Raw genomic sequence first — 25686 nt, 5'->3', positions numbered from 1 at the left:
CTCCACTTTTCAACAATGGATTTATGGGGATTTTCACAGTTACCCACCAAGTTATAAACATTGTCCACAGGAAAAACGGATGTTTTCCACAGTTTTACACATTTTTAACCGGTTTTTATAAACAAAACAAAAGTTATCCACAGTTTTGCACAGGCCTATATCTTGTGTCAAGAGGGAAAATTTCAATGGAGAATGCAGAATGCAGAATGGAGAATTATGGTGCAATTTGGCTTTGCCAAATTGATTTTAATCAAATGTGCAAAGCACATTTGGACTTTTAATTCTCCATTCTCAATTTTCCATTCTCCATTAAAAAAGGGGTATCCTAACGATACCCCTTTTTTTAATTACCGGCTTCCCTTGTTTCTGTAGTTCATGGCCGCTTCCACAAAGCTGCTGAAAAGCGGGTGGGCTTTGTTCGGGCGGGATTTGAATTCCGGATGAGCCTGGGTGGCGATGAAGAAAGGATGCTCCTTGAGCTCAACCATTTCCACCAAAACGCCGTCGGGTGACATACCGGAGAAGACCAGGCCTTTTTCGGCCAGGGTCTGAATATACTCGTCGTTGACCTCGTAGCGGTGGCGGTGGCGTTCCTCGATGGTCTTGGCGCCGCCGTAAGCCGCACAGGCGCGGGAGCCTTCCTTGAGCTCACAGGGGTAAGCGCCCAGACGCATGGTGCCGCCCATGTTCTGGATTTTTTTCTGTTCCTCCATGAGGCTGATAACCGGGTAAGGTGTCTCCTCGTCCAGCTCGATGCTGTTGGCGCCCTCTAAGCCTGCCACATTGCGGGCAAACTCGATGACAGTGAGCTGTAAGCCCAGGCAGAGCCCCAGGAACGGGATCTTGTTTTCGCGGGCCCAGCGGATCGCTTCGATTTTACCCTCGATGCCGCGGTTGCCAAAGCCGCCGGGCACGATGATGCCGTCCACATCCTTCATGATACGGTCCACGTTCTGTTCGTTTAAATCCTCGGAGTGCACCCATTTGATGGTGACCTCGGCGTTGTTCGCGATGCCGCCGTGGCGCAGGGCTTCGGCGACGGACAGGTAGGCGTCATGAAGCTCGACGTACTTGCCCACCAGGGCGATGGTCGCCTTGTTTTCCAGGCTCTTGGCGCGGGTGACCAGCTCCTTCCACTCGGTGAGGTCCGGGTCCTTGCAGCGGATCTTGAGCTTGCTGCAGACCAGCCGGGCCAGTCCTTCCTTCTCAAGCATCAGCGGCACCTCGTACAGCTCCGGCGCGTCCAGGTTGGTGACGACTGCGTCCTTGTCCACGTTGCAGAACAGGCTGATCTTATCCTTGAGGCTGTCCTCTACTTCCTTTTCGGAGCGCAGGACAATGATGTCCGGCTGAATGCCGATGCTGCGCAGCTCCTTGACCGAGTGCTGGGTGGGTTTGGTCTTGAGCTCGCCGGCCTTGCCCAGGTAGGGCAGCAGGGTGACGTGGATATAGAGCACGTTTTCCGGACCCAGGTCGCCCTCAAACTGCCGGATGGCCTCCAGGTAGGGCAGGCTCTCAATATCGCCCACCGTACCGCCGATTTCGGTGATGACCACGTCCGGGTTGGCTGCGCTCTCAGACACGCGCAGGATGCTTTCCTTGATCTCATTGGTGATGTGCGGGATAACCTGTACGGTACCGCCCAGGTAATCGCCCCGGCGTTCCTTGGAGATGACATTCCAATAGACCTTGCCGGTGGTCACGTTGCTGTACTGGCCCAGGCTTTCATCGGTAAAACGCTCGTAGTGGCCGAGGTCGAGGTCGGTCTCTGCGCCGTCATCGGTCACGAAGACCTCGCCGTGCTGGTACGGGCTCATGGTACCCGGATCATAATTGAGGTAGGGGTCAAATTTCTGAATGGACACCTTCAGGCCTCTGGCCTTGAGCAAACGCCCCAGGGATGCACTGGTGATCCCCTTTCCAAGTGAAGAAACCACACCGCCGGTTACAAATATATACTTTGTTTTCATTACGCCTCCTGATGATAAAATAAAGAAAATCACTGCAAAAAAGTGGTTTTTTTTTTGCAGTGATGCAATTAACATTATATATCTTCTATTTTACCTTTTCTTTCAAAAAGTGCAAGGGAAAGTTTTAAAATTCCTGAGAATTTTCTGGTTTCTTTCCTACCGTCTGCGCACTTTCCTTAAAACAGCGGTGACTGCCAGGAGCAGTACAGCGCCGAACACGCCTGCATAGGCAGCCTTTGTGCCGGTGTTCGGGTTCACAGAGGCGGCAGGCACCTGCGGCGGCACCTCAAAACTCTGAGGCGGCACAATATCCGGGGTTCCCGGGTCTGTCGGCGGGTTGACCGGCGGGTTCACAGGTGGGTCTACCGGCGGATCGACTGGGGGCTCCTTCTTCGCAAAACCAACATCTGCGGCCTCCTGCTCCGGCGCGTCCAGAATGATTTTCTGCTGCTGGTTCTCGGTTGTGCAGACATAGCCGTCGCCGCGGTCGCTGACGCTCACAGTGTACGCGCCGTATTCCAGGCCGGTGAAGCGGTAGTAACCGCTGCTGTCCGCAAAGGTCTCGCCCACCTTGTCCCCGGCTTCATTGTACAGGGTAACCACGATGTTGCCCACCGGGGCTTCGGTGTCGTGATCCCATTTCTTATCCCAGTTGTCGTCGTAGAAGACATTGCCGCTGATGCTGCCGAGCTTGCTGGGCTCTGGGGGCACGCTGCAGTCCCGGCACTGGTTGGTGATGTTGTAGCCGTTGTAGATGGTGTCATAGCCCGGAACCGGGTCCTCGACCACGGTATAGGCCACCAGGCTGCCGTCATCGCCTGTTTTGTCCAGGTTCTCGAAAACGTACTGCCAGTCCGGCCCGTAGACAGTCTGGGCGGCGATTTCGACGCCGTTTGCCATGAGGTGTACCCGGACGCTGCCTGGGCGCTTGCCGGAGGCGTCGTTGTCGTCACCCCAGGTCTTGGTGCCGCTGATCTGGATTTTCTCCTTGGCCGGGTGCACGTTGACAATATCGCTGCCGTTGTAGTCGGCGCTGTAGCCATCGGGCAGGTCGATTTCTTTAACGGTATAGACAATGGCGTCGCCGTTCTGGTTGTAGCCCGGGATCCGTTCAAAATTATAGGTCCAGTCATTTTCCGCGGACATGACCCGGGTCTGGCCTTCTACCGGTGTGGCGGCTGCGCCGCCGATGCTCTGCATGAGCTGGACGGTGACGCTCTCGGGCCTCATGCCGTCCTGATTGTTCTTGTCGCTCCAGGTCTTGCGGCCGTGCAGGCTTGTGACCTCGTCGCGGATATTGGTGAAATTAAAGGGGTTCTCCGGGTCCTGATAGCCGCCGTAGCCGGCTGGGACGGCCTCGGTTACGGTGTAGGTGATGGTCTTGCCCTCTGCGTCAAATTTGTCCAGGCTGCGGTATTCATAGGTCCAGACATCGCCGTCCTGCTTGCTCCACTCTGGCGTCTTATCGGGCTGTTCCACGCCGTTTGCCATGAGGATCAGGTCCAGATAAGGCCTGTTGGCGCTGTGGCTGTCCTTCCAGGTTTTGGTGCCTGAGACAGTGATGGTCGGGATACGTGTGTTGATGATGTCCGTGCCGTCATAGCGGGTGGTGTAGTGGTCCACAGGGGCTTCTTTGACGGTGTAGCGGACCGGGTTGTCTCCGGTGCCGGGGTCCAGGCCCTCAAAGCGGTACTGCCAGTCCGGGCCGGTGACGGTCTGGCTGGCGGCCTCTACGCCGTCCTTCATCAGGTAAACGGTAATGCTGTCGGGGCGCAGGCCCTCGGCATCATTATTGTCCTCCCAGGTCTTGGCACCGGCCACCTCGATGGTGGGCTTGGCCGGGTGGGTGTTGATGATGTCGGTGCCGTCGTAGCTGGTGGCGTAATCATCCGCATTAATGCCTTTTTCAGCCACAGTGTAGATGATGCCGCGGCCTTGGCTGTCGTAGGCGGGCAGGCCGGTAAAGCTGTAGCTCCAGCCGGCTGCCTCGTCTGTCACAGCGGTCTTGCCGTCCACGGGCACTGGAGCGCCGTGGTCAATGCTCTGCATGAGCTGGACGGTGACCTCAGCCGGGCGTGTGCCGTCCGCATTGTTGTCATCCTGCCAGATTTTTTTGCCCTCCAGGCTGGTGACGCCGGTGCGGGTGTTGGTAATGTCGTTGCCGTTCATGGTAGTGGTGTAGCCGTCCATGGGGGCTTCTTCTACCGTGTAGGTGATGAGCTGGCCCTCTTTGTTGTATTTCAGCAGGTTTTCAAAGGTGTAGGACCAGGTGCTTCCCCCGTAGGTCCAGAATGGCACTGCATCCTTCACCACCTCGCCGTCTGCTTTGAGGGTGAGCGTAATATTGGGGCGCTGGCTGTTGTTCTGGCCGCCGTCCTGCCAGGTCTTCTGTCCGGTGACCTCGGTGGTGCCAAAGCGGATGTTGGTGATGTTATTGCCGTCGTATTCGGCCTTGTAGCCGTCGGGAACGGCTTCTTCCACGGTATAGGTGATGAGGCGGCCGCTTCCGTCAAACTTGTCCAGGTTGCCGAAGCTCCAGGTCCAGACGTCGCCGGTCTTGTCCCAGGACGGCACCGCGCCTGCAACCGGGGTACCGCCCGCTTTAAGGGTCAACGTGACCTCAGGCCGGGCGCTGCCGCCGTCCTTCCAGGTCTTGGTACCGGACAGGCTGGTCTTGCCCACGCGGGTGTTGACCAGGGTGTAGCCTGAGGTCATATCGCCCTGGGTCTGGCTGGTGTAGCCGTCTACGGTCACCTCGGCAATGGTGTACTGGATGGCCTTGCCGTTTTCAAATTTGAGCAGGTTGTCAAAGCTGCCCCTCCAGCCATTCCCGGCGTTCAGGGTCAGGCTTTCCAGAGTGGGCTTGTCGTTCTTGAGCAGCCTGACCACAATCTCGCCAGGCCGGGCGCTGGTGTCGTCCACATCGTTCCAGAGCTTCTGCACTGGGATGCTGATGGTTTCCGGGGGCACGTAGTAGCCGACGTCGGTGTTGGTCACGTTGGGGGTGGCCGGGTCCACGGTGTCCAACTGGAGCTCATTGGTCTTTGTGGCGTCTGTTTTATCCTTGGTGGTGCAGGCATTCATGCCCGGATAGGGGCTGACCACCTGTGCCCGGTAGGCGTCCTCTGAGAAGGGGACATTGGTGAACACATAGCTGCCGGAAATGTCGGTGGTTGTGGTGGCGATAAGGGTTTTGCCGTCAGGCCCCAGCAGCTCGACCGTCACGTTTGGCAGCGGGTAATCCTGGTCGATTTTGGCGTAGATGCCGTCCTTGTTGCTGTCGTAGAAGACCAGGCCGCGGATCTCGCCGTTGGTGTCGTCGGTTCTTGGGATCAGCTCAAGGCTGGTGCTCAGGCTGCCCGGATCGCCGATTTTGTAATAGGCCCAGACGTCCAGGATGGTCCGGTTGCCCTTGTTGCCTGAGAATTTCATGGCGCCGCCAGTGCTGTCCACTCCTGCGCTCTGGTCGGCGTCTGGGCCGTTCAGGGCCGGGACGGTGGTATTGTTGTAGTCGATGGTGTGGCGCTCGGCATCGGTGCCGCCGCCGTTGCAGCGCTCAACGATGATGCCGCCCGGGTTATTTTCCACATCCAGAAACGGCAGATGAACCTCGCCGCCCCGGGCCTGAAGGGTCACCTGGGTCAGGTCACACCTGCCCGCGGGCAGCACGTTGCCGTCCGCGTCCCTGCCGTCCCAGGATACGCTGTTGAGTCCGTCGACGCAGGCGTTGCCAATGGTCACAATGCCGTGATCTACGGTTTTATAGCTGCCGTCAGCCTGTTTTTCCTGATAGCTCCGCAGGTCAATTTTGAGCTCATAGCTGCTGATGTTCTGGGCGTTAAAGGTAAAGGTGCCGCCCTCGCCCACGTAACCGAAGCCTTCCTTGAAGCCTGTGAATTTAAAACCGCTCACGGTGCCGCTGGTGTCTGGCTCCTGGGCCATCCCCAGGGATTCCAGCAGCTCGGTATCTGGTGTGTTGAAGAAGATGCGGTCATTGATGTCCAGGCCGTTGTCCGGAACAATGGGTGAGTTGAGCTGCAGGGAGGGATCATGGTTGATGAGGGTGTCAATGTCCACGCCCTGTCCTGGATTGTCGGAGTAAAAGGAGTGGTAATAGCTGTTGTTGGTGTCATCCACGACCAGGCCGCGGTTGTTGGCAAAGAAAATAAAGCCAAAGGGGTCCATGCCGTTCATATCCACGCAGTACTGAAACCCGTCGAGGGTGAGCACCCGCACCTTGGACTCCAGACTGCGGCCGTTGTTGCCCATGTTCAGGGTCAGAAAATGGGTGAATACCCTTCCGGGCACCTGGGTGCCGTCCGCCTTGGCCACGGTCACGTCCCAGGCCGCCACGGTGCTGTCGCCCTGTCCGCTTGCCTTCCAGGCGTCGTTGCTGTCCACGTTCAGGGGGCGGGGGTTGTTCCGGTTGCCGCTGTCCAGCCGGGCGTGGAACTCAAACTCGTAGTTGCCGGTTTCGATCACTTTAAAGACCAGGGGCTTGTAGCCCGTGCCGGTGCCCGCAATGTCCGGGCCGGCCTTTTCCTGATCGCGGTTCATGAGATAGCCTGCATTGTCGCCGGTGTTGGTGTCATAGACAAGCTCCATGCCCTGCTGGCCCGGCGCGATGGTAAAGGGCTCGTAGCCCGAGTCATCGGCGCCGGTATAACGCATGACAATGTCCTGCTTATTCACATTATCGGTGACGCTGGAGCCAAAGTACAGGGTCTCCCCTGCCTTGGCGTAGACCTTGACGATCTGATGGCGCAGCACGCCCGCGTCCTTGTGGTCGTACCACTCGGTGTAGGGCCGGTCGCCGCCCTCGGCTGCCAGCTCGCGGCTGCCCTCTGCACGCACCGGCGCAGACCAGAAAAGCAGGCCCGCCAGAAGCAGCAGCACTGCGAATAAAAAGGTCCGGAGGATCGGTAAGCGATGTGTTTTCATTTTATTTTCCTTTTCTTAATGGTAAAAATTAATCTTTTAAAGAGTTTTACCCATCTAATTAAGGAAAAATCAAGTATTTGGGCGGGATGCTTTTTTATCTTTTGGGGTGAATTTAGGCCATAACAACGCATAGCCACTAACTTCCAAACCGTATACCTTTAATTCAATCTTGAAAATGAAAAAAAGACATTTTTATAATATAATATTTATATAAAATAAACATTACATAAAAATGCCTAATGAGTCTTATCCTGCTTTGCAGGTTTTGGGGCTCCTGATAAAAATGTCAGTGGTTATGCGTTGTTATGGATGACCTCCTGGGCTTCAAACACTGCCGGGTTCACCTGGTAGCCTGTAAAGGTGCGGTTTCCATTGGTGAACTGGCCGCTTCTCAGATAGCCGTAGTCTTCCAGAATATTCAGATAGGGCAGCAGATCTGAAATTTTTTTACAGCCCATGCGTGAGATGCCAAAGAGCTCGGTTTTCGAGAAGGTTTTGAGCCCCTGGGCCCGGACCACCTCCACAATCCGCCGGCAGACGCCCATATTCGGGTCCATCCCCTCGCCCATATTATAGATGATGCGTGCGTACTCGCCGAAATAGCGGGCCAGCTTGTAGGCCTGATCCACGGTTTCCTTGGCCACCGGGGTCTCCAGGATGGCATGGGGGTGGGCGGCGCACTGAAGGATGCCCACCAGGCGCAGCATCTCGCCGCCGAGCTTGCTGCCCCAGTCTCTTATATCCTTCATATCCCCTTTCAGACGGCGCTCAAACACAGTCTCATAGGCCATATAGGCCATCTGAGCGCTGTCCTTCAGCTCAAGCTGCCTGGGTTTTGGCTCGAGGGTGATGTGGTTGTCTGCGTACAGGCTGTAGACAGCGTTGTAGTAGTCCGCGTCGATTTTGGGGTCCACGTCGGGGGCGGTCTCGATGTTGCGCTCGCCCACCCTGGTTTTGGGCATGGTGTAGAGAAAGCGGGCGTTCATGCCGCGGCCCCGCATCACAGGGTCGGCCATAATGGTGTCGATGATGATGGGCTGGACCATGAGCAGAATGCTCAGGTTGCTGGCGGGCAGGTGGACGGGGTCGCGGCCCACGCGGTGGGTCTTGGAGCTGCCGCCGGTGTGGCCCTTGAGCAGAGCGCCCAGGGTATGCTGGCCGCCGGTGTACAGGCCCATCATGTTGGCGAACAGGTCGCCCTCATCGGACATGATGATCATACGGCCGCCGTTGCGGGCCAGCTCCTGTTCCAGGGCCGCGTTGGTGGTATCGTCCATATACAGGCAGGGCGGGCATTTTTTCTGGAAAAAGGCGATTTTTTCCTTGAGCTCGAGCATGGTTTCCTTCAGTGCCTCCCGCTCGGAGGATTCTTTGCATTTCTTGTACTGGTTCTTGGCGGTCTTAAAGGCTTCCTCTGCCAGCTCCTGCTCCAGCTCGTCATCGAACTGGTTCTTCTGATATTCTTTCCAGAGCTTTTGCTCGTAGTCCTTGACTGGGCGCACCACCTCGTCGTAGACACTGGATTTCCGCTCGCCGGGGTCGGCCACCACCAGGGTGTACAGTCCCAGAGGCACCGTGAATTTATCCTTTGCGTTGATCTCGTACCGCTTCTGCAGGCAGCCGCCCAGCAGGGCCAGCACGGACACGCCCACCATGTCCACGGGCACCTGGAGGCTCGCGGCCAGGGCTTCGGTGTAGGAGGCGTAGGGCTCGGGCAGGGCGTTCACGGGGAAGGCGGGGCGCTCGATCTCCTCGGTCAGGGGTCTCAGCCGTCCCCACTCGGCGCGGACGCTTCCGGTCTCGGCGTACTCTTTCATGCGCTCTTCGTAGTGCTCATAGTCCTCCAGAGTCCAGCCTTTGCCGGGATCGCAGAGGTATTCGCCCCATTTCAGACGGAAGTCGGGATAGTAGCGCACAGTCTCCTCCACAGTGGTCATGGCCGCCCGCTCCTCATCGGTGAGTTTCCGCTCCTTGCCGGTTTTAGGGTCGCAGAGGGTAATGGTCTCATGGGTGACCCGGTGTGTGTGTTTGATGTAGGGCTTTCCGGGCTCCCGGTCCTTTTCCTCCACGGCCAGGGCCGCGTTAATATTCTCCAGGCTTTCCTCCAGGGCCTTGGCCTGTTCTGGCGTCAGCGCCTGGTTGTTTACGTCGTCGGTTTTCATGGATTCTCCTTTATAAGTAGCTTTTCAGCAGGTCAATCATCCCCTCCCGGCTCAGGGTCAGATCGCTCTCGGGCAGATAGTCAAAGAAATCGGAAAAGGCTTCGCAGATGCCGGGCTCGTCGATGACCACGGCGTTGAGCCGCTGGCTGTCATTGCAGAAGCGCTGGACCACCACCTGCTGGGTGTCGGATAGAATGATCTCCACATTGAGGGGCGTCCTGAATTTGTCAGAATCCATAGCGGTAAAGGCCGTCTCACCGGCCTCCACAGCTGCCAGCAGCTCTTGCATAAAGACCTGCCGCTCCTCTTTGGTGCAGCAGCGCACCAGACTTTCCGGGAAGTAACAGATGCGCCCGGTTTCGACATAGGCCCTCAGCCCTTCCCGGGAAAAGAAGGACCTTGGCAAGGGCTTTTCGCCACGGCTGTAAGGGCCGTAAACCTCGCGCGCCAGGGCGCAGACAGCCTCCCTTCCGGGGATACCTGGCCGCACCAGAGACTCGATGCGCTCGTCGGTCAGGCAGAGGGTCAGGCAGGGGTGGGGCTCCAGACTGGCGTCGCCCAGGTTCTCTCTGGTCCAGCCATACATATCCTCAAGGTTGTCGGTCCTGCGGGTAAGCAGTGGCAGGCCGCGGCAGAGGCGGTCCACTGATTTCTGATAAAAGTCCACAATGGGAGCATCATCATACAAAATGGCGGTTTTAAAGCTTCTGGACAGCTTCAGCACATGGCGGTTGGTGATGATGAAATAGGGCAGAAAGGTGGTAACGGCCTGGGCAGGGTCGGCACCGGTATAGGAATAGTAGGGATGATAACCGTCCCGGCCGCACAGGCTGAAGGACAGAATGTACTGGAGGTGGCGCAGATTTTTTTGGATGGCGTCATGGCGGCTGCTCTCCTTTTCCAGGTAGATAAAGTGCTCGATGTCCACTGCCTCGGCAGTGCACACAAAGGCGTTGTACAGGTACTCGTACACAAACTGGTGGTCAAAATCCAGGGCGATGGCCAGGTGCGGCGCCTCTCTGTGGTAAATCTCGTCGTTGATCACATCAATGATCACGCTGTTGATGTCGTTTTTGCCCTCGATGACCTGTGTCCCGTGCTGGAGTACGGGAAAGGCCTTGTACTCGCGGTCTGCGATGTCCTCGGTGGGGGCGTAGGTGTTGCCGGCCAGCTCCTCCACGAGCCGCTTGACGCTGTTGCGCCGGTAGTAGACCTTATCGCCGATCTTGGCCATCTTGTAGAGATCGTCGAGCTCGCTCTTTTCAAAGGGGGTCAGTAACAGGGAGCGGCAGAGCTTTTTATAGAAATCGGCGCTGGGCACGCGTTCGCCCACCATGACCTTGTGGATGGTGGAGCGGTCGATTTTGGCTTTTTTGGAAAGCTGATAGATGGAAAATCCCGTTGCTTCAACTAAAGTTGTCAGGCGTTCACTGAATTGCGACATGGGCTTTCTCCTTTCAGACGTGAATTTAAAGATTAATAGAAATATTATATATTTATTTGTGGTAAAATACAATGTCAATATTCTCAAGTATAAGAGAATTTTTTGCAAACGTTCTACAGTTCAGCCAAAAAAATACTGCCAATGGCAGTATTTTCACCAAACAGTTTAAACCGGAAAATTTGGAGCAGTCCGGCATGATGCCTCGGAGCAGTCTTTGGCATCAAGGGATAAACTGTAGAGATTGGACATGTTTTACCGGTCTGTGGCGTCCACAGCACCAGAATGTAATCTCATCATATCAGAGTTTTGCGGGGATTTCAATATGTGGCAAAAAGTGTGGCAAAGATATTTTTTAATTTTAAAGATTTTTTACAGGGTTTTTACAAAAAAGTTCTTCCCTAAAACTTGTCCCTTTGCTTAATTTTCTTTAAACGCAAATGTTTCAACCTGAAAATGTTCAATTCTTAAATAAAAATTAATTCGCTGTCGGAACAGGTAGGGATACCAAGACCGCCAATCCCAGAGTCCCGTCCCTTCAGCCCGTATCGCCGCGATACCCTTTGAATAAATCGGAAATTTTCCATTTAAAAAAGAGGCAGGGTCTGTTTCAGACCCTGCCTCTCATGCGGTATCTTTATTTGGCTTTGCGTGCCACGACCTTTTTGGCGGCTTCCACGATGGCGCCAGTAGTCAGGTTGTATTTTTCAAGCAGTTCCAGCGCTTTGCCGGACTGGCCGAACTGATCCATCACGCCGACTTTTTCAACCGGTGCCGGAGTGGTTTCTGCCAGAACTTCGCAGACTGCGCCGGCCAGGCCGCCGATGATGCTGTGTTCTTCAGCAGTGACGATGGCGCCAGTTTCTTTGGCGGCTGCTTCGATGGCTTCACGGTCAATGGGTTTGATGGAGCCCATGTTCAGGACGCGAGCGGAGATGCCTTCTGCCTTTAAGATGTCAGCGGCTTCCAGAGCCTTTTCAACCATTAAGCCCATAGCCATGATGGTCAGGTCGTGGCCTTCTTTTAATGCGGATGCCTTGCCGACTTCAAATTCATAGTCTTCGTCAAAGATCACGTTGGTGTCCAGACGGCCTAAGCGGATGTAGACCGGGCCGTCGATGGCAACGGCTGCGTCCATCATGCGCTGTGTTTCAGTGGCGTCTGCCGGTACCAGAACGGTCATGTTCGGAACCGCGCGCATCAGGGCAACGTCTTCCACAGACTGGTGGGAGCCGCCGTCTTCGCCGACGGAGATCCCCGCATGGGTCAGGGCAATCTTCACGTTCAGCTTTGGATAGCAGATGCTGTTGCGGATGATTTCAAAAGCACGGCCAGCGCCGAAAATGGCAAAGGTGCTGGCAAACGGGATCTTGCCTGTGGTGGCTAAGCCAGCGGACATGCCCATGAGGTCGCATTCTGCGATACCGGCGTTAAAATGACGTTCTGGCATCACCTTTTTAAATTCAGAGGTTTTGGTCGCGCCGGATAAATCCGCGTCCAGAACCACAATATCTTTATTTTTTTCGGCGAGCACTGCTAAATATTCGCCGTACGCCTGTCTTGTTGATTTTTTACTCATGATTAATCCTCCAGTTCTTTCAGTGCAATTTCAACCTGTTCCGCGTTTGGTCCCTTACCGTGCCAGCCAGCATTGTTTTCCATGTAGGAAACGCCCTTGCCCTTAACGGTTTTGCAGACTAAAACAGAAGGCTTGCCTTCGCAGGCATAAGCTTTTTCAAGGCCTTCGCGCAACTGATCAAAGTCGTTGCCGTCTGCGATGTTGATGACATTCCAGCCAAAGGCCGCAAATTTTTCATCAATCGGGTACGGTGACATAACGTCTGTGATGGCGCCGTCGATCTGCAGGTTGTTGTTATCCACAAAGGCGATCAGGTTGTCCAGCTTGTAGTGGGCTGCGGACATGGCAGCTTCCCAGACCAGGCCTTCCTGGAGTTCGCCGTCGCCGAGTAACACATAGGTTTTCCAGTCTGCCGCATCAATCTTAGCGCCCAGCGCCATACCGACAGCAGCGGAGATACCCTGGCCCAGAGAACCGGTGGACATATCCACACCCGGAATCTTCTTCATGTCCGGGTGGCCCTGAAGGATGGCACCAACCTGACGTAAGTTATCCAGTTCGGATGCGTCAAAGAAGCCCTTTGCTGCCAGGGTTGCGTACAGAACCGGTGCGGCATGGCCCTTTGACAAGACGAAACGGTCGCGGTCTGCTTTTTTAGGATCCTTTGGATCAACGTTCATCTTTTCAAAATATAACAAGCTCAAAATTTCAACTGCTGATAAAGATCCACCCGGATGACCGGAAGCGGCTTTACCAATCATTTTCACGATATCCCGGCGGATACCTTTTGCTGTTTTTTCTAAGTTTTCCATATGTTACTCCTTCTAAAATATTTTTAGCACTTCGCAAAGTGCGAACAAACATGGTAATTTATATGCCTTCCTAATAAGAAAGCAAATTTTGCCAATGGAGATTTGAGAATGCAGAATGGAGAATTAGAGGAACAAAATGCAACGCATTTTGAATGGAATGGCGGCCTGCGGCCGCTGTCTTAATCACTTTTTCGATAGAAAAAGGGTTCATCAATTCTCCATTCTCAATTCTTCATTCTCCATTGAAATTCTTAAACCCTGCGCCCAGCACCTCCTGGGTATCGGCCAGGGTTACAAAGGCGTTCGGGTCAATCTCATAGATGATGCTTTTGAGCTTAGCGATCTGGTTTCTGTAGACAATGCAGTAAACCACATCCTTGCTCTGCCCCGAATACGCGCCGTAGGCGTGAAAAATCGTGGCGCTCTTGTTGAGGTCTGTGCGGATGCGCTCACAGATTTCCGGACTTTTGTCTGAGACAATGTTGGCCGCCTTGGCGTAATTGTTGCCCGCGATGACAAAATCCATGACCTGCGTGTATAAAAACAGCACGATGATGGAATAAAGCATGATCGAAATGTTTTTAAAGGCGATCCCCGCAAAGAGGACAACGCAGAAGTCAATGCACATGATCCAGGTGCTCAGAGTCAGGCGCTTTGTGACCTTATGGAGCATCCGGGCCAGCAGGTCTGTCCCGCCGCCGGAGCCGCCCATGCGGTACAGCACGCCCATGCCGACCCCGTAAAGGACGCCGGCGAAAATACTGGCCAGAAGGACGTCGTCTGAGAAGGGCGGTATCACACCTGCCATCACATCGACCAGAACCCCGTAGGCCAGGGTACAGACAAAGCTCTTGAGGCCCACGCTCTTGCCCAGCACTTTGAGCGAGATCAGCTGTGTGGCCACAGAGAATACAAAGGTAACCGTCCCAACCGGCAGCCCCGTCACATAGTAGAGCACAGTGGCAAGCCCGCTGAAGCCCCCGGGTGCCAGCTTATTGGGAATCATGAACATATTGGCAGCCAGGGCTGTCATAAATGTCCCGAACAAAATGCCCACGTACTCAAAAATGGTACGGGCGACCTTATTATCTTTGATTTTGTTTTCCATTTCCCCATCACATCGGCCGACACACCGCCGGCCGGCCTAACCTCATAAATTTTACAGCGGTCAGAGGCCGCCAAAAAATCCATCGTTCAGTATCTCTACCTCCAGATGTTTCTCACCCATAAAATCATAAATGCGGGGAACCCGCTTGTTGACCATACAGAGCAGCTCATAGGAGATGGTGCCCAGCTTTTCAGCCAGCTCCTCGGCGGGGAGGTTCTCCCCGAAAAGCTCCACCTCATCATAGAGCGAAACGCCCTCAAGGCCTGTAATATCAACCATACACTGGTCCATACAGATATTCCCCACAACAGGCGCGCGGTAGCCGTTAATCAGTACCTCCGCACCCTTTCCGGAGAGCATCCGGCTGTAGCCGTCAGCATAGCCCACCGGCAGTGTCGCGATTTTTCGGTCACACTCAGCCGTGAACTTTCGTCCATAGCTCACCGAGTCCCCCGCGTGAATGGTCTTGATATGGACGATTCTGGTTTTAAAGCTCATAACCGGCTTTAGCCCAAGCTTTTCCTTTTTCACCTCGTCTGAGGGGTAGTGGCCGTAGAGAATGATGCCCGGCCGCACCATGTTAAAAACCGTTTTATCAAAATCAATGATGGCGGCTGAGTTTTCCACATGCTTGAGCGGAATCTCAACGCCCTTATCGGAAAGCGCCTTGACCACCTGAGCGTAGCGCATGAGCTGTAAATGCGTAAAGTCCTTGTCGCCTTCATCCGCAGTGGCAAAGTGGGTGTAAAGCCCCTCGATGCGGATGCCCGGCATCTCTGCGATCTTCAGGACCGCCTCCACCGCCTCATCCCACCGGAAGCCGATCCGGCCCATGCCGGTGTCCACCTTGATATGGACCGGATGCACCGAGCCATTGACCACACAGTAGTCCGAGAGGGCCTGGGCAAACTCAAGCTGATAAACCCCAGGCGTCACATCCCATTCCACCAGCTCTGGAATCTGGTCGGCGCCGGTGTAGCCCAGAATAAAGAGATCGCAGCGGTCAATCCCTTTCTGGCGCAGGGCGATGGCCTCGTCCAGAAAAGCGACTCCCAGCCAGGGCACGCCCTCGTCCTGCAGGAGCTCGGCCACATCCACGCCGTGGCCATAGGCGTCCGCCTTGACCACGCCCATGATCCGGGCCTCTGGCCCTACCGCTTTTTTTATCTGCTCAAGGTTAAAGAGCAGGTTCTCAAGCTTGATCTCCGCCCAGGTAGGCCGGTGGGCCGGGACTACACTAAAATCATCAAAAAGATCCAAGGGAAACACCTTCTGTCTTTAGTAATTTTTAACCATTTCCAGCACCATCTTGGCTGCGTTGACCACAGACATCTGGAAATTATTCTGGTAGGTTTCTACCAGATCACCGTCCGCATTGTCTGAAATGGAACGGATCACGATATAGGGAATATGATTGATGCAGGCTGCCTGGCCGATGGCCGCGCCCTCCATCTCCACACAGGCCCCGCCGAAGAGCTCGGTCAGCTCCTGCTTGAGCGCCTGGGAATCAACCCCCAGGTCAGCCGTCATCACACGGCCCACCAGGGCAGCCGCCCCTACCTTGGCGGCCGCCTCTTTGGCCAGTTCAATCAGCCGCTCGTCGGCCGGGAAAAAGGTCATGTCCATGTTGGGGATCTCGCCTCTGGGGTGTCCAAAGGCTGAAGCGTCCATATCATACTGGACCGAATCCTTCGAGATCACAATGTCGCCCACGGTCAGGCCCTTGGCCACAGCGCCGCCCACGCCCACGTTAATCACACAGTCCACATTAAAAAGGTCTGCCAGAGCCTGGGTGCACAGCGCCGCGTTGACCTTGCCCACGCCGCACATCACAGCCACCACCAGCTTGCCGTAGAGCATGCCCTTATAAAAGGTCATTCCCGCCTTCTCACTGGTCTCGACCTGTGTCATGTTGTTTTTGATGTCCCGCACTTCATCTTTCAGTGCCGCAATGATTCCAATCATAATCTATCTCCACTCTCTTCTTTTCATTCTCATTTTTTAACCAGCAGCACCACTGCCTTGGCGGCAATGCCCTCCTGGCGCCCGGTAAAGCCAAGCTTTTCCTCAGTGGTCGCCTTCACGCTGACCTGGTCCCGGTCACCCCCCAGAGTCTTTGCGATATTCTCCCGCATGGCCTCAATGTAGGGGGCGCATTTGGGCGCCTGGGCCACAATGATGGCGTCAATATTGCCCACCTCATAGCCCCTTTCAGCGATCAGAGCGCCCACCTCAGCCAACAGGCCGATGCTGTCCGCACCTTTATATTTTTCATCCGTATCCGGAAACCATTTTCCAATGTCACCGAGGGCCAGCGCCCCCAGCATGGCGTCCATAATGGCATGGACAAGCACATCCGCGTCCGAATGACCGAGCAGTCCCCTGGTGTGCTCAATCTCCACACCCCCAAGGATCAGCTTGCGGCCCTCTGCCAGCTGATGCACATCATAACCGAGTCCGACTCGAAAGGGATTCATAGGGTTACCTCCACGAATGTTTGTCATCATTATTTCTGAAATTGCCCGGGCAGACCTGCCTTTTTCACCCTGAAAAAAGCAATGCTCCCGATAGCTGAATCTTATCATATTCTAAAAGATTTGCATAGAGAATCCCTGAACAAAAACACATGTAATCCTATGCAAATTTACGGTTTTTCCGAAAAACCAAAAATACGTCCATTATGTTTAATTAAGTAAAAATAGTTCTGCCATTCATCCGCCAACAGCGGGTTTAGCGGATACCAATTTTTACAAAATTAAAGGCATTCTCATCGAACACTCAGCGGATTTCATCTTCCTCCGAGAATTCCTTATATACCCGGTAAGGCTTGGTAATCACACGGTAAGGCAGTGAACGCAAGAAGCCGTTAAGGTCTGCCTCCATTTCCTTTGTCATCCGCTTCGGCTTCGACATTACCCGGGAAATAAAATCATCTTTGTAGTGTTCCTTGACATATTCCTGGTTAATCTGAATACCGATCCCACAGTTCTTACAGGTAATCTTATGGATCTGCCCGTCCAGATAATCAATTTCATGCTCGGTTTCCTTATCACAGTTCATGCAAAATAAATAAGCATCAACCTTACTGCTCTTTGCCATTTCACGCCTCCATTCCGTTGTCCCACCGGGACTTTTATGGCTCTATTATACCATAAATCGGAAAAAGCTTCACCGCCGCTGGTACGAATTAATGAATAATTAATAAATTTGAAAGGGAAAGAACAAATGCGAAAATGGGCAAGATCTGTGATAAATGATGTCAAAGGATTTTGAAAGAAAGCGGAGAAATGGCGCAGTCTCGGGCTCCGCCACTTCCTCCAAGAGGTACAGCGCGTTTCACACCGTACCCCAAAAAAACAACCCGTATCGCCGCGATACGGGTTGAAATGGTCAGGAAAGTTTAAAAATCTGAGAGACGAAACCTTTTACCTAAGGAAGAAAAAAGCGTCCTGCGGGCTTCAACCTGCCAACAACATCTTCCTTCATAACGCAGACCTCTCTGCTCTCCAATGTCCGGCTGCTCCGATAAAACGGCACGATTTCCGGCCGTCACCCATAGCGCCTGGACCTTTTTTCTTATCTGGATAAAAGGCGCAGTCTCGGATTTCGGCACCTTCCTGCAAGAGGTACAGCGTGTTTTTTTACACCGTATCCCAAAAAAACAACCCGTATCGCTGCGATACGGGTTGAAATATCTAAAGCCCTGCCAGGCTCCGCGTCACCTCTCCGGCGATCATCAGGCCAGCGACGGAGGGCACAAAGCTCACGCTGCCCGGCGGGGTGCACTTCAGAGCAGGCACTTCCTTTGAATAGAGCACCTTCAGCTTTTTGATGCCCCGGGCCTTCAGCTCCCGGCGCATGACCTTTGCCAGCGGGCAGACCGAGGTCTTGTAGATGTCGGTGATCTCAAAACAGGAGGGGTCCAGCTTGTTGCCGGTGCCCATGCTTGAGAGCACAGGAATCCCTTTTTCCTGACACGCGCAGATCAAAGCCAGCTTGGCGGTGACCATGTCGATGGCGTCAATGACATAGTCATAGGTTTCCAGCTCGAAATCCTCGGCGTTTTCCGGCAGAAAGCACTGGTGCAGCGGGATGATCTCTGCCGCTGGGTTGATGTCCCTCAGCCGTTCGGCGGCTACCTCGACCTTTACGCGGCCGATGGTGGAGTGCAGGGCGATGAGCTGGCGGTTGAGGTTGGTGATGTCCACCACGTCCTTGTCCACCAGGGTCAGACTGCCCACCCCTGCCCGGATGAGCGCCTCAGCGGTAAAGGAACCCACGCCGCCCACGCCAAACAGAATCACCCGGGCGTTCTGCAGCTTTTTAAGGCCCTCGTCACCAAGGACAAGGGCCGTTCGGTCAAACTGTGTTGCCATTACATTCTTTCTGGCGCGTCAATGCCCAAAATCTCCAGGACATTGGCCAGTACCTGCTTGGTCCCCTTGATCAGGGCCAGACGGGCTTTCATCAGCTCGATATCCTCCACGCGCACGCGGCAAGCGTTGTAGAAGCTGTGGAACGCGGCGGCCAGATCCATGGCGTAGTGGGTGATCCGGCTCGGGTCCATTTTCTCCTCAGCCACGATGATCTCATTCGGCAGGTTTGACAGCATATCCAGCAGGGTCAGCTCTTCCTTTTCCCGGAGCAGGGTCAGGTTGGCCGGGCCTTCGGTGTTTTTGTCCTCTGCCATCTGGCGCAGGATGCTGCAGATACGGGCATGGGCGTACTGGACATAGAACACCGGGTTCTCATTGGACTGCTCGATGGCCAGATCCAGATCAAAATCCAGATGGCTGTCCGGTGAGCGCATGTTAAACAGGAAGCGGGCAGCGTCGCGGCCAACCTCCTCGATGAGGTCGGTCAGAGTGATCATTTCACCCTTGCGCTTGGACATACGCGCGATCTCACCGTCACGCATGAGGCGCACCAGCTGCATGATGACAATTTCCAAATGGTCCGGGTTCACGCCGGCAGCCTGCATGGCCGCCTTTAAGCGGGCGATGTGGCCGTGGTGGTCGGCGCCCCAGACATTAATGCAGCGGTCAAAGCCGCGGGTCTTGAACTTGTTCAGGTGGTAGGCGATATCCCCCATAAAATAGGTAGGCAGGCCGTTCTGACGCACCAGCACGTCGTCCTTTTCACAGCCGAACTCGCTGGTGGTAAACCATAGAGCTCCTTCCTTTTCATAGACCGCGCCGCTGTCCTGTAAGATTTTCAGGGCCGATTCGATGGCGCCCTGGTCGTAAAGGCTCTGCTCAGAGAACCAGATATCATAATGGATGCCGTATTTTTCAAGGTCGGCGTGCATTTTTTTCAGGTTCTTTTCAAGGGCATAGTCGACAAAAATCCCTTTGCGCTCAGCCTCGTCCATGGTCAAGTATTTTTGACAGGCATCTGCGCCGCCCTCCTGGTCGATGAATTCCTCCATGTGCACACGGATGTCATTGCCCTGATAACCGTCCTCCGGGAAAGGAATGTCCTCGCCCATGAGCTGGCGAAAACGCGCGTCCAGAGAATCCCCAAACTTGGCGATCTGGTTGCCGGCGTCGTTGACGTAAAACTCGCGGGTCACATCATAGCCCGTCCACTCCGCGATGGCGGCCAGAATATCCCCGATGGCGCCGCCGCGGGCGTTTCCCATGTGCATTGGGCCTGTGGGGTTGGCAGATATAAACTCAAGGTTGTATTTTTTGCCGGCGTTGCCCTGGGTTTTGCCGTAGTTTTCCTGCATGGCTTCAATTTCCAGCAGCACCTCATACACCCAGTCAGACTTGAGCTTGAAGTTGATAAAGCCCGGTCCGGCAATCTCAACTGCCTCCACGTAGGAGTTGTCAATGTTCATATGGCGCACGATGCTCTCAGCAATCACACGCGGCGCTTTGTGGGCCTGCTTTGGCAGCTGCATGGCAATGTTGGTGGCGTAGTCGCCGTGTTCCTTCTCACGGGGCACCTCCAGATAAATCTCCGGCAGCGCACGGGCAGAAAAGTCGCCAGCCTCCATGGCAGCGTCCACAGATCCCGCAATGAGCGCCTTTATTTGGTTTTCAATTTTTTCTCTGATATACATAATATCCTCCAAATCACATCAATAGAAAGGGCGAACATTGTTCGCCCTTTCTGAACTAGTTTTTATAATTACTGATTTTGATGTCCAGCGTATTTTCCGTGTTGGTCATTCCCTCAACCTCGATGGCGTAATCGACCTTGACATTGACCGGGTCCTTCCGGTCGTTGTAGGCGATGTTCACGCCCTTGGTAAAGATGCCCATGGCGATGTCGCCATAAGGGGTGGAATAGAGCGTCACATTGCGTTTGCCTTCTTCAAATTCCATGAGGGAGTTTACTGAGCCCAGGCGGATCACGGAAATTTTACCGCCCTCCACTTTCACAGTGGTGGTAGTGCCTTCCATGCCGGAGACCTCAGATTCTTTATAGGTCAGACAAGAGATGTTTTTTTCCTTATACATATCGCCTTCGGTTGAAAACTCCATCTTATCCTCATTACGGTGCTGATCGCTCACGATTCCAGTAATCGAAAGCCATACTTTTTTTCTTTCATCATCTGTCACAACAATCACCTCCGAATCGTTACAAACTTTTCAGGCTGCTGCACAGCAGGAAGCCGCTACCCGGAGGCACCTTGCTTCGCGCTTTGTACACTTTTAACTTTAGTGTCTCTATTAAATCATTTATGGCTTTATTTTTCAAGGATTTTCTTAAATAATCTGCAATTAGCTGTTGACACGCTTAACCGCAGCGCCCTGGATCAGCTTTTCAACCAGCTCAGCGTAAGAAACGCCCATGTTCTCCCACATTTTCGGGTACATGCTGATATTGGTAAAGCCTGGCATGGTGTTGATTTCATTGATATAAATGTTGTAGGTCGCGCGGGTCACAAAGAAATCTACACGGCTGAGGCTGCTGCCGTCAATCACCTCAAAGGCCTTGATGGCGTATTCGCGGATTTTCTCGAGCAAAGCGTCGCTGATCTGTGCAGGGATCACGATTTTGGAGTCCTGGTTGTCGCTGTATTTTGCTTCATAATCGTAAAATTCCTTGGAGGCGACCACTTCGCCAGGAATCGCTGCTTTGATCTCACCGTTTTCTTCCAGAACCGCACATTCAATTTCCCGTGCGTTCAGGAAGCCTTCAACCACGATTTTATGATCGTAACGGAGCGCTTCGTTGACGCCGTCGATGAATTCTTCCCTATTATGCGCCTTGCTGATGCCGACGCTGGAGCCCATGTTGGAGGGCTTGATAAATACCGGGAAGCCCCGGCCTGCGATGTCATCGATGATGCGGTCCGGATCCTTTTCCCAGTCTCTGCGTTTGAAGTAAACATATGGGCCCACTGGGATGCCAGCGCTCTCAAAAAGCATTTTGGAGGCCACCTTGTCCATGCCAGCAGCGGAAGCCAGCACACCGCAGCCCACATAAGGCTTGTTCATCAGCTCAAAGAGGCCCTGGATGGTGCCGTCCTCGCCCATTGGTCCGTGAAGCACGGGGAAGAACACATCCACATCCTGGATAATGGGATCGTGGAAAATGGAAAAATCCGCGTGGATTTTGTCCGTATCCTGCTCCCAGGAGCCGTCCTTAATGTTTTTATAGTCCCCGGTGTAGACCTTCCAGTCACCGTTTTTGGTGATGCCGATCAGGGTAATATCGTATTTTTCTTTGTCAATCACTTCAATGACATTGCAGGCCGAGGCGCGTGACACCTCATGTTCGCCAGACTGTCCACCGAATACAATGCCTAAATTAATCTTTTTCTCCATAATGGATTCCTCCTTAAATTTTTGCGTCAGCCACTCCTGCTCTGTCATGACCGTCAGGCCGTTTTGCAGGAACAGCTCCGCTGTTATGCCATTTCCAGGCACCAGCCGTTTATGGAAACTGCCGTCATAGACACAGCCGCACCCGCAGGAGGGGCTCTTTGCCTTGAGCACCGCCAGCCGCGCGCCCGCATTCCTGGCAAGGGATAACGCTTTTTCCGCCCCTTTTTTAAAGGCGTTCGTTAAATCTTCATTTTTTACATTATACACTTTCCTTTCCCCTTTGACTACCCTAATTTCACAGGGTTTTCGGGGAATTTCCAGTCCGCCCAGGCATTCCGGACAAATGGTCACTGCCTTTCCTTCCTCCACCAGCGCCCTGAGCTCGGGCACCAGGTTGTCCCGGCCGTCGTAACGGCAGGCCTCCCCGGCCAGGCAAGCGCTGATGACGAGCTCCGCCCTTTTCATTTTATCTGCTCTCATTCCTTCGGCACTTCATTCTCTTTATAAATCCAAGCCCCGCGTTTGTAGACCATTTTCATCACCATATCTTTTACCACAATCTCGCCCGTTTGAATCACCGTACCTGCGGCAATGGTAATCTTATCCTTGAGCGTGGCGCTGTGACCGATAAAGGTGTGGTCCTTCACTGTAACCTCATGGCCGATATTGACCCGGGCCAGCAGCTCACAATAGGGCTCGATCCGGCTCAGAGCCCCGACGATACTGCCCTCTCCGATGACGCTGTGAGCACCGATCGACGCGCCAGTCCCCACAACAGCGCCGGCTCCGATATAGGCGCCGGGCTCTACCACCGCGTCCGCTGCCACATGGGCCGCCGGATGGATTACCGCCTGATAGCCGAGCTCCGGAAAAGCCCTGACCACAGCCTCGCGGTCTTTCAGGCTGTCCGCTGCCACAATAAAGCCCCTGCCATCCCTGGAAAGGCCTGGGGCATCCTCCGGTGCTCCCAGCACCGGATAGGGCCAGCCGTCCGGGGGCAGGTCCGCACTCAGGAAGCCTGCCAAGGTGACCTCAGGCCCTCTCAAAGCGTCCGCGATCACTCTGCCAGCAAGGCCTGTTCCTATAACCACCATTTCTCTCATTTCCGCACATTTTTCCTTTCCTTCATTTACTTCATTTTACCACACCGCCCGGATAAAAACAAAAAAATCCACCCCTTTGCGGGAATGGATTCTTATCTTTTCAGCCTCAGCTGCTGGTGCTGGTCGGCATATAGGGGATCAGGGCTTTGGCCAGCTTGTCCACTGGCATGCTCTGAAGCACAACCCGCCCCGGGCCGGTCAGTGTGGCAAAGAACAGGCCCTCGCCGCTGAACAGGATGTTTTTAGCGCCTTTTACCTGGGTGACGTCAAAGTGCACCTTTTCCTGGAACACAGCGATGTGTCCCTGATCCACATTGATGGTCTGCCCTTCCTCAAGGTTGTACTCAATGGTGCTGCCATTGAGCTCAAGGAACACCAGCCCAGGCCCTGTGAGCTTCTGGAGGATAAAGCCTGCGCCGCCAAAAACGCCGGTCTTGACACTCTTCTTAAAGAAAATTGAGAAATCTACAGATTCCTCAGCCGCCAAAAAAGCTGTTTTGGCACAGATGATGGACTGTCCCGCCTCCAGATGCACTGCCCGGATGTTGCCCGGGAAGGACGACGCAAAGGCGATCTTTCCCTTGTCGCCCGTACAGGTGTAGGTGGTCAGGAATAGCGAATTGCCGCTGAAGCTCCTCTTAATGGCTTTCAGCGCACCGCCTCTGGTGCTGGTTTCCATATCAAAACAGGGGTCCATCCAGGACATGCCGCCGGACTCTGTATAAATCTGCTCACCCCGGTCCAGCTCAAGCTCTACAACCGGCAGGGTATCGCCAATAATTTCATATTTCATTTTTTACTCCTATTCCTTAAACAAGCCTCCCGAAATCCCGAAAACATCGTGTTCAGGATTCCGGGGGCTGCTCTGTCCTCCGGTTTGGTGAAGGATCAGGCCTCGATGATTTCATTAACCGCTTTTCTCAGAATTTCCATTTTTTCCTCTGCGCTCTCGCGGCTCCTGCCGGTCACAGAGTAGTAAACCTTCAGCTTCGGCTCAGTGCCCGAAGGTCTCAGGGCGTACCATGAATTTTCGTTAAAGACAAATTTGAGCACGTTGGATTTTGGCAGGTCAATGGCGGATTTTTCGCCGCCCGCCAGATCCAGGCTTTCCTTAGACTGGTAGTCATTGTAGGTCACCAGCTTTTCATCCGCAAAGGTGTTGAAATGGTTGGCGCGGAATTTTTCCATGATGTTTGCGATCTGTTTTTTGCCCTCGATGCCCTCCAGCGTCATGGACTGGATGCCCTCAATAAAGTAGCCGAATTTCTGGTACAGTCCTTCCAGGGCATCGTACAGGGTCATCCCCTGTTTTTTATAGTAATCCGCCATCTCGCAGACCAGCGCGGAGGCCAGCACAGCGTCCTTATCGCGGGCGTAGTTGCCTGCCAGGTAGCCATAGCTTTCCTCATAGCCAAAGGCAAAGGTCTTTTCGCCGGTCGCCTCGTATTCTGTCATGTGTTCGCCGATGTATTTAAAGCCGGTGAGCACATCCACCACCTCAGCCCCGTGGGATTTGGCCACGATACCGCCCAGCTCGCTGGTCACAATGGTCTTGATGACCACCTTGTTGTCGGGCAGCCCGGTGCGGGTCTTGAGGAAATAGTCCACCAGCAGCGCGCCGGTCTGGTTACCGGTAAAGACCACGAACTCGCCCTCTGCGTTGCGTCCGACCACGCCCACACGGTCGCAGTCCGGGTCGGTGCCGATGATGATGTCCACATCCCTGGCTTCAGGCATTTCCATGGCAATGTTAAACACTGACCGTTCCTCAGGATTCGGATAGGAAACCGTCGGGAAACTGCCGTCCGGCTGTTCCTGCTCAGCCACCACTGTCACATTTTTATAGCCGAGGTCATCCAGCACACGGCGCACCGGCACATTGCCGCTGCCGTGGATGGGCGTGTAAATCACCTTTAAGTCGCTGCCCGGGTTCGCCTTTACCACATTTTCGACCGCAGCGGCGTAAGCGTCGTCCACTTCTCTGCCGATGATCTGGATCATGCCGTCTTCCACAGCTGTCTGCATATTGGCCAGCGGAATATCAAAATAATTGTCAATTTTTTCAATCTCAGCCACCAGCTCGTCAGCCGCCGGAGAAACCATCTGGCCGCCATCGGGGCCGTAGACCTTGTAGCCGTTGTACTCTTTGGGGTTGTGGGAAGCGGTGATGACAATCCCGCCAGCAGCGCCCACGTGGCGTACGGTGAAGGACAGCACTGGTGTTGGTCTCAGGCTTTCAAACAGGTAGGCCTGAACGCCCATGGACGCCAGCACACGCGCGGCGGTCTGTGCGAATTCAGCCGATTTATTTCTGGAGTCAAAGGCGATGGCCACACCCTTTTCAGCATTTTTGGGGTCTGCCCCCAGCAGGTATTTGCCCAGTCCATAGGTCGCCTTTGCCACAATATAAACATTCATCCGGTTAATGCCCGCGCCGATCTTGCCGCGCATCCCGCCAGTGCCAAATTCAAGGTCCTGGTAAAAACGGTCCTCGATTTCACCCTCGTCGGTCATTGTCTCAAGCTCAGCCCGCAGGTCTGCGTTCAGCTCCGGATAATCTTTCCATAATTGGTATACTTCTTTGTAGCCCATTGTGTTCCTCCTTATATGATTTTAAATGATTGATTTCGGTTACATGATCTTATTATACCCGAAATAATGGTTTGACTCAACAAAAATGCGTGTCAAATTCTGTAAAACTTCTATAAAATTTTCACAAAAAACAACAGGGAACACGCCGCTCCGGGCAGACGGTTTTATCCCCTGCTCCAGACCGCGCGTCCCCCATG

At 54.2% G+C, this 25686-nt stretch carries 18 protein-coding genes; all 18 read right to left on the bottom strand.

What is annotated here, in order from left to right:
* Positions 1 to 347: 347 nt before the first annotated feature.
* Positions 348 to 1970 carry a CTP synthase gene (locus FYJ53_RS01685; RefSeq protein WP_073383556.1) on the bottom strand — a complete coding sequence of 541 codons (1623 nt, stop codon included), beginning with the start codon at positions 1968 to 1970 and terminating at the stop codon, positions 348 to 350.
* Between the two features lie 156 nt (positions 1971 to 2126).
* Positions 2127 to 6911, bottom strand: a complete 4785-nt coding sequence (locus tag FYJ53_RS01680; protein ID WP_154556904.1) for a Cna B-type domain-containing protein — start codon at positions 6909 to 6911, stop codon at positions 2127 to 2129.
* Positions 6912 to 7204: 293 nt separating this feature from the next.
* Positions 7205 to 9073, bottom strand: coding sequence for a YfjI family protein (locus tag FYJ53_RS01675; RefSeq protein ID WP_038352506.1), 1869 nt, complete (start codon positions 9071 to 9073; stop codon positions 7205 to 7207).
* A 10-nt stretch (positions 9074 to 9083) separates the two neighbouring features.
* Complete coding sequence (locus FYJ53_RS01670) at positions 9084 to 10517, bottom strand: helix-turn-helix domain-containing protein (protein WP_090414784.1); 1434 nt, start codon at positions 10515 to 10517, stop codon at positions 9084 to 9086.
* Between the two features lie 634 nt (positions 10518 to 11151).
* Positions 11152 to 12093, bottom strand: a complete 942-nt coding sequence (locus FYJ53_RS01665) for a transketolase family protein (RefSeq protein WP_038352504.1) — start codon at positions 12091 to 12093, stop codon at positions 11152 to 11154.
* 2 nt (positions 12094 to 12095) lie between these two features.
* Entirely contained in the window at positions 12096 to 12905 is an 810-nt protein-coding gene (locus tag FYJ53_RS01660; protein WP_038352503.1) for a transketolase, read from the bottom strand.
* Positions 12906 to 13137: 232 nt separating this feature from the next.
* The gene (locus tag FYJ53_RS01655) at positions 13138 to 14013 is read right to left on the bottom strand and encodes a YitT family protein (RefSeq protein ID WP_052237270.1); all 876 of its coding nucleotides are present in this window, start codon (positions 14011 to 14013) and stop codon (positions 13138 to 13140) included.
* Between the two features lie 60 nt (positions 14014 to 14073).
* Positions 14074 to 15273, bottom strand: a complete 1200-nt coding sequence (gene alr / locus FYJ53_RS01650; protein WP_052237269.1) for an alanine racemase — start codon at positions 15271 to 15273, stop codon at positions 14074 to 14076.
* Positions 15274 to 15291: 18 nt separating this feature from the next.
* Positions 15292 to 15978, bottom strand: a complete 687-nt coding sequence (locus FYJ53_RS01645; RefSeq protein WP_090414789.1) for a 5'-methylthioadenosine/adenosylhomocysteine nucleosidase — start codon at positions 15976 to 15978, stop codon at positions 15292 to 15294.
* A gap of 29 nt (positions 15979 to 16007) precedes the next feature.
* Positions 16008 to 16490 (bottom strand): 2-C-methyl-D-erythritol 2,4-cyclodiphosphate synthase, encoded by a 483-nt coding sequence (gene ispF, locus FYJ53_RS01640; RefSeq protein ID WP_148429855.1) that lies wholly within the window; start codon positions 16488 to 16490, stop codon positions 16008 to 16010.
* 301 nt (positions 16491 to 16791) lie between these two features.
* Positions 16792 to 17112, bottom strand: a complete 321-nt coding sequence (locus tag FYJ53_RS01635) for a hypothetical protein (RefSeq protein WP_013382362.1) — start codon at positions 17110 to 17112, stop codon at positions 16792 to 16794.
* A 596-nt stretch (positions 17113 to 17708) separates the two neighbouring features.
* A complete protein-coding gene (locus FYJ53_RS01630) occupies positions 17709 to 18389 on the bottom strand; it encodes a ThiF family adenylyltransferase (RefSeq protein WP_013382364.1) in 681 nt (226 codons plus the stop codon).
* Entirely contained in the window at positions 18389 to 20083 is a 1695-nt protein-coding gene (gene argS / locus FYJ53_RS01625) for an arginine--tRNA ligase (RefSeq protein WP_148429901.1), read from the bottom strand. The genes FYJ53_RS01630 and argS overlap by 1 nt, the downstream gene beginning before the upstream one ends.
* Before the next feature lie 52 nt (positions 20084 to 20135).
* Entirely contained in the window at positions 20136 to 20582 is a 447-nt protein-coding gene (locus tag FYJ53_RS01620; RefSeq protein ID WP_013382366.1) for a DUF1934 domain-containing protein, read from the bottom strand.
* A 162-nt stretch (positions 20583 to 20744) separates the two neighbouring features.
* Positions 20745 to 22274 (bottom strand): D-alanine--D-alanine ligase, encoded by a 1530-nt coding sequence (locus FYJ53_RS01615; protein ID WP_148429856.1) that lies wholly within the window; start codon positions 22272 to 22274, stop codon positions 20745 to 20747.
* The gene (locus FYJ53_RS01610; protein ID WP_038352497.1) at positions 22271 to 22897 is read right to left on the bottom strand and encodes a hypothetical protein; all 627 of its coding nucleotides are present in this window, start codon (positions 22895 to 22897) and stop codon (positions 22271 to 22273) included. Before FYJ53_RS01610 ends, FYJ53_RS01615 begins: the two co-directional genes overlap by 4 nt.
* Before the next feature lie 106 nt (positions 22898 to 23003).
* Positions 23004 to 23690 (bottom strand): TIGR00266 family protein, encoded by a 687-nt coding sequence (locus tag FYJ53_RS01605; RefSeq protein WP_013382369.1) that lies wholly within the window; start codon positions 23688 to 23690, stop codon positions 23004 to 23006.
* Positions 23691 to 23785: 95 nt separating this feature from the next.
* Positions 23786 to 25489, bottom strand: coding sequence for a phospho-sugar mutase (locus tag FYJ53_RS01600; protein ID WP_013382370.1), 1704 nt, complete (start codon positions 25487 to 25489; stop codon positions 23786 to 23788).
* Positions 25490 to 25686 lie beyond the last annotated feature (197 nt).

The organism is Eubacterium sp. BL-380-WT-2B (assembly GCF_009696115.1).
GTDB classification, from domain to species: Bacteria; Bacillota; Clostridia; order Eubacteriales; family Eubacteriaceae; genus Eubacterium; species Eubacterium callanderi.
Note: the sequence above shows the minus strand (reverse complement) of the source record. Positions and strands in the feature narration are given on the sequence as shown.